Annotated in this window: 6 protein-coding genes; 2 read left to right on the plus strand and 4 right to left on the minus strand. The window is 37.5% G+C overall.

Going from position 1 to position 3657, the window contains the following annotated elements:
* Nucleotides 1-229: 229 nt before the first annotated feature.
* Complete coding sequence (locus ACNI3T_RS07735) at nucleotides 230-1234, plus strand: LLM class flavin-dependent oxidoreductase (protein ID WP_418227324.1); 1005 nt, start codon at nucleotides 230-232, stop codon at nucleotides 1232-1234.
* A 112-nt stretch (nucleotides 1235-1346) separates the two neighbouring features.
* Nucleotides 1347-2015, plus strand: a complete 669-nt coding sequence (locus tag ACNI3T_RS07740) for an FAD-binding oxidoreductase (protein ID WP_418227325.1) — start codon at nucleotides 1347-1349, stop codon at nucleotides 2013-2015.
* Between the two features lie 53 nt (nucleotides 2016-2068).
* Here the strand turns inward: ACNI3T_RS07740 and ACNI3T_RS07745 are convergent, their stop codons facing one another.
* The 4 genes from ACNI3T_RS07745 to ACNI3T_RS07760 all read right to left on the minus strand — a co-directional run bounded on the left by ACNI3T_RS07745 (nucleotide 2069) and on the right by ACNI3T_RS07760 (nucleotide 3604).
* Nucleotides 2069-2491 (minus strand): SRPBCC domain-containing protein, encoded by a 423-nt coding sequence (locus tag ACNI3T_RS07745; RefSeq protein WP_418227326.1) that lies wholly within the window; start codon nucleotides 2489-2491, stop codon nucleotides 2069-2071.
* Between the two features lie 49 nt (nucleotides 2492-2540).
* On the minus strand, nucleotides 2541-2963 hold the full coding sequence (locus tag ACNI3T_RS07750; RefSeq protein ID WP_418227327.1) for a hypothetical protein: 423 nt from the start codon (nucleotides 2961-2963) through the stop codon (nucleotides 2541-2543).
* Nucleotides 2964-2973: 10 nt separating this feature from the next.
* Complete coding sequence (locus ACNI3T_RS07755; RefSeq protein ID WP_418227328.1) at nucleotides 2974-3417, minus strand: hypothetical protein; 444 nt, start codon at nucleotides 3415-3417, stop codon at nucleotides 2974-2976.
* Between the two features lie 61 nt (nucleotides 3418-3478).
* A complete protein-coding gene (locus tag ACNI3T_RS07760; RefSeq protein ID WP_322301410.1) occupies nucleotides 3479-3604 on the minus strand; it encodes a hypothetical protein in 126 nt (41 codons plus the stop codon).
* Between the last annotated feature and the right edge of the window lie 53 nt (nucleotides 3605-3657).

Raw genomic sequence — 3657 nt, forward strand, 5'->3', positions numbered from 1 at the left:
TCGAGTACTTAAAAACCCTTACAGAAATCTGTGAGGGTTTTTCTTTGCAATCATTCGATAGTAAATTGCAGAATTCAGCTCACTTTCTGCTATCAGTATTCTAAGAGCAGCATTTTTCACTTCAGAAAATTGGCATTGAACCTCCTTTGGGTTTGAACACTGTAAGGTTTTGGATAGAGTTGAGACGAAATCCCGGCCTGTAGAGATACAGGTTTCAAATTTTAAATTTATGACCAAACATATAAATTACTCTATTCTGGATCTTGCAGTTGTAGGTCAGGATATTTCACATTCTCAGGTTTTTAAAAATACCGTAGACCTTGCTCAGCAGGGAGAAAAACTAGGATATAAAAGACTCTGGCTCGCAGAACATCATAATATGGTGAGTATCGCGAGCTCTGCGACGACTGTTCTGATGAGTCATGTCGCTGCCAAAACAGATAGTATTCGTATTGGAAGTGGCGGTATTATGCTACCAAATCACTCTCCGTTAATTGTTGCTGAACAGTTTGGAACTTTAGGGTCTCTATATCCAGACAGGATCGATATGGGACTTGGCCGGGCTCCGGGAACAGACCAGGTAACTGCGCATGCGATTCGAAGTGATCGCATGAATTCTGTTTTTAAATTCCCCCATGAGATTGATGAAATTCAGCGATACTTTAAGAATAGCTTAAAATCTACAAAAGTGAGAGCTACTGTTGCTGAAGGGGTTATTGTACCTATGTACGTTTTAGGTTCGAGCACTGATAGTGCTCATGTGGCTGCAGAAAAGGGGCTTCCCTATGTTTTTGCCAGTCATTTTGCACCTGGACAGTTATTTGAAGCTATGGAAATTTATTACAGAGAATTCCAGCCTTCAGCATATCTTGAAAAACCTTATACTATTGCAGGGATCAATGTGACCGCCGCAGAGACCAACGAAGAAGCCGAAAAACTTTCCACCAGCTCACTTAGAATGATGGTGGGTGTCCTTACTGGGAATCTGGACTATTTGCAAAAACCGGTTGAAATGGATGCTGAATTACGTGAAGTTCGCGATAATCCCGCTTTACAGCGAATGCTGAAATATTCGTTCGTAGGAGACAAACAGCACATTAAAAACAAAACTGAAGAATTTCTGAAGGATACCGGTATTGATGAAGTTATTGTTGCTTCTCATATCTACCATCAGGAAGATAGACTTAGGTCGTACCGCATATTTTCAGAAGTGATGCAGGAGATCAATTCCTAAACTTCCTTAAATGCAGAAGCACAGTCGTTAAGTATGGTTAAATTACTGCATACAGTAGCTAACGTATTTGACTCAAGCACTCATTTCCTTTATCTTGAAAATTAAAAAGATTATGGAAAAGGTAGTGAAGATCAAATCGATTGGGCAGCTAACGCACGATGTGAAGCAATTCATTGTTGAGAAACCTGAAGGCTATGAGTTTACACCAGGACATGCAACAGAAATTTCGATCAACCAGGAAGAGTGGAAAGATGAAAAAAGACCTTTCACTTTCACCAGTTTAAACGAAGACGATCATCTCGAGTTTACTATCAAGATCTATCCAGATCACGATGGAGTTACGAAGCAATTATCTAAACTCAAGGAAGGTGACGAACTGATTGTAAGAGATACCTGGGGAGCAATCCAATATAAAGGTCCTGGGTATATTATTGCCGGAGGAGCCGGAATCACACCATATATTTCGATGCTTCGGGATCTTAAGAAGAAAAATAAACTGGATGGTATGAATTTATTCTTCAGTAATAAGACCGATAAGGACATTATTCTGAAAGAGGAGCTGGATAGCATGCTTGGTGAAAATGCTACTTATGTAATTACAGATCAGAAAGACACTAAGCATACAAATGCACATTTGAACGAGGAATTTCTGAAAAGCAACGTATCTGATCTTAGTAAACAATTTTATGTATGCGGACCACCTGAAATGACAGAAGATATCAATAAAACTTTGAAAAACATGGGGGCAGATACCGATGCTGTTCAGCTGGATGATCAATAGTTCTTCTCATATATAACAAAAAAAAGGCCGGAATTTTTTCCGGCCTTTTTTCGTTATGATTGCTCTTCAGTATAAGCTTTAAAACTTTGAAGAATAGATTTCCAGCCTTGCTCTTGCTGATCCACCGGATTCTCATCTTCTGTATCCAGGATCTCTTTTATCATTACGGTACCATCTTCTTCTGAAAAAGTTACTTCAGCATTCCTGCCATCCTCAAGTTCATAAGTGAGTTTCTCTTTTTCCTTGACCTCTTTATAAGTTCCGGCGAAGTCAAAACCAACTTTTCCATCTTGAGATTCCATCCTGTATTTAAACTTTCCGCCCTCCTTAAGATCATTTTCAGCATTGGGACACAACCAGTCTTCACTGGCTTTATTCCATTTGGTAATATGCTCTGGTTTAGTCCAGTATTCCCAAACCCGGTCTAGTTCTGCATTTATTTTACTCTCAATTTCGATCTTTCCTTCTGAAGCCATAATTATTCTTTTTTATTTAAATATATCAAAAATTGAAAGAGCAGTGAGGTCATTTAGCAGACTTATCGGTTTTGTTTAACATTTTCACTTTAGAATCTCCATAGAATGTAAAAAGGTAGTATCCGAAGATCAAATACATCATTTCTACGGAATCTCTCATAGAATCCTTACTTTCAAAAATCAAGTCTAATGCGAGCTCAATGATTGTAATGCCAGATCCAAATATCAATGCACGTACTAAGTAAGTTTTACGTTTGCGAACAATTTCAGGAGTTTCGTTCCTCATCCGGCTGAAGCTAACGAAAGTTAAAGCTAGAAGACAAATGAGCTTATTCGTTGTAAGGATCCAGTTGTACTTTGTTTCATCTATGTCCAGTACTAGAAATAATATTAGTACGATAATACTTATGACTAAAAGGATCCAACCAGTAATTTTGAAATAACCAGGTAGAAGTTTTATTTCAGTATTCATGATCAAAAATTTACTGAGTAGAAAGTACAGCTGCTACAATAAGTGGTACTGTAATTAAGGCTGATACTACTGCTGGTTTGGTCCAGCTTTTCCGAATAAATTCTCTTTCCATTCCTATATACCTGTTCCAGAAATATTCTGTGAGAATTAAAGCGCCACCTAAATTCAGCATTAAGCCAATATAAGTAGTGGAGAAATTAAATACGGTATAGGCATGTCCAGTAGTATATAAAAGTGCAAAAAGCAATACCTGCCATTTTCCTTTATTCTCTTTAACGCTGTTCAGGTTGCTCATAAGAATAACTGCTCCAAAGATCGTGGAGAAGAGCAGGCAGAACATGAAAATAACTCTTTTTGAATATAGTGCGGGAATGAGTTCTGTTATTTCATTGTCTTCAAATTCATCGTGGTTATGATCTGTTTCAGGATTGGGGTTTTCAGACCTGTGTGTCATATAGGTTCAGCAAGATTTTTAAAAATCAAAATCGAATTTCAGAAAAAGCAATCTATCAAATTTAAATGATGTCATGACCAAAATCTACGATAGAATTCCATTCAGAAATAATAACACTCGCAATAATAGCAAGTACGATTAAAAACAGGATCAGGAGCCAGTCTATAGATTTGAGCAACTTCATCATTATTTAGATATAAGATACAGTGCAGTGTAGGGCCTCTAAATATTCAGTTTTTT

It is taken from the genome of Christiangramia qingdaonensis (genome assembly GCF_048381525.1).
Taxonomy (GTDB): domain Bacteria; phylum Bacteroidota; class Bacteroidia; order Flavobacteriales; family Flavobacteriaceae; genus Christiangramia.

What these genes read in the sequence shown, in the direction of transcription:
- ACNI3T_RS07735 (WP_418227324.1), top strand. Translation starts at nt 230, where the DNA reads ATGACCAAACATATAAATTACTCTATTCTGGATCTTGCAGTTGTAGGT.
- ACNI3T_RS07740 (WP_418227325.1), top strand. Translation starts at nt 1,347, where the DNA reads ATGGAAAAGGTAGTGAAGATCAAATCGATTGGGCAGCTAACGCACGAT.
- ACNI3T_RS07745 (WP_418227326.1), bottom strand. Translation starts at nt 2,491, where the DNA reads ATGGCTTCAGAAGGAAAGATCGAAATTGAGAGTAAAATAAATGCAGAA.
- ACNI3T_RS07750 (WP_418227327.1), bottom strand. Translation starts at nt 2,963, where the DNA reads ATGAATACTGAAATAAAACTTCTACCTGGTTATTTCAAAATTACTGGT.
- ACNI3T_RS07755 (WP_418227328.1), bottom strand. Translation starts at nt 3,417, where the DNA reads ATGACACACAGGTCTGAAAACCCCAATCCTGAAACAGATCATAACCAC.
- ACNI3T_RS07760 (WP_322301410.1), bottom strand. Translation starts at nt 3,604, where the DNA reads ATGATGAAGTTGCTCAAATCTATAGACTGGCTCCTGATCCTGTTTTTA.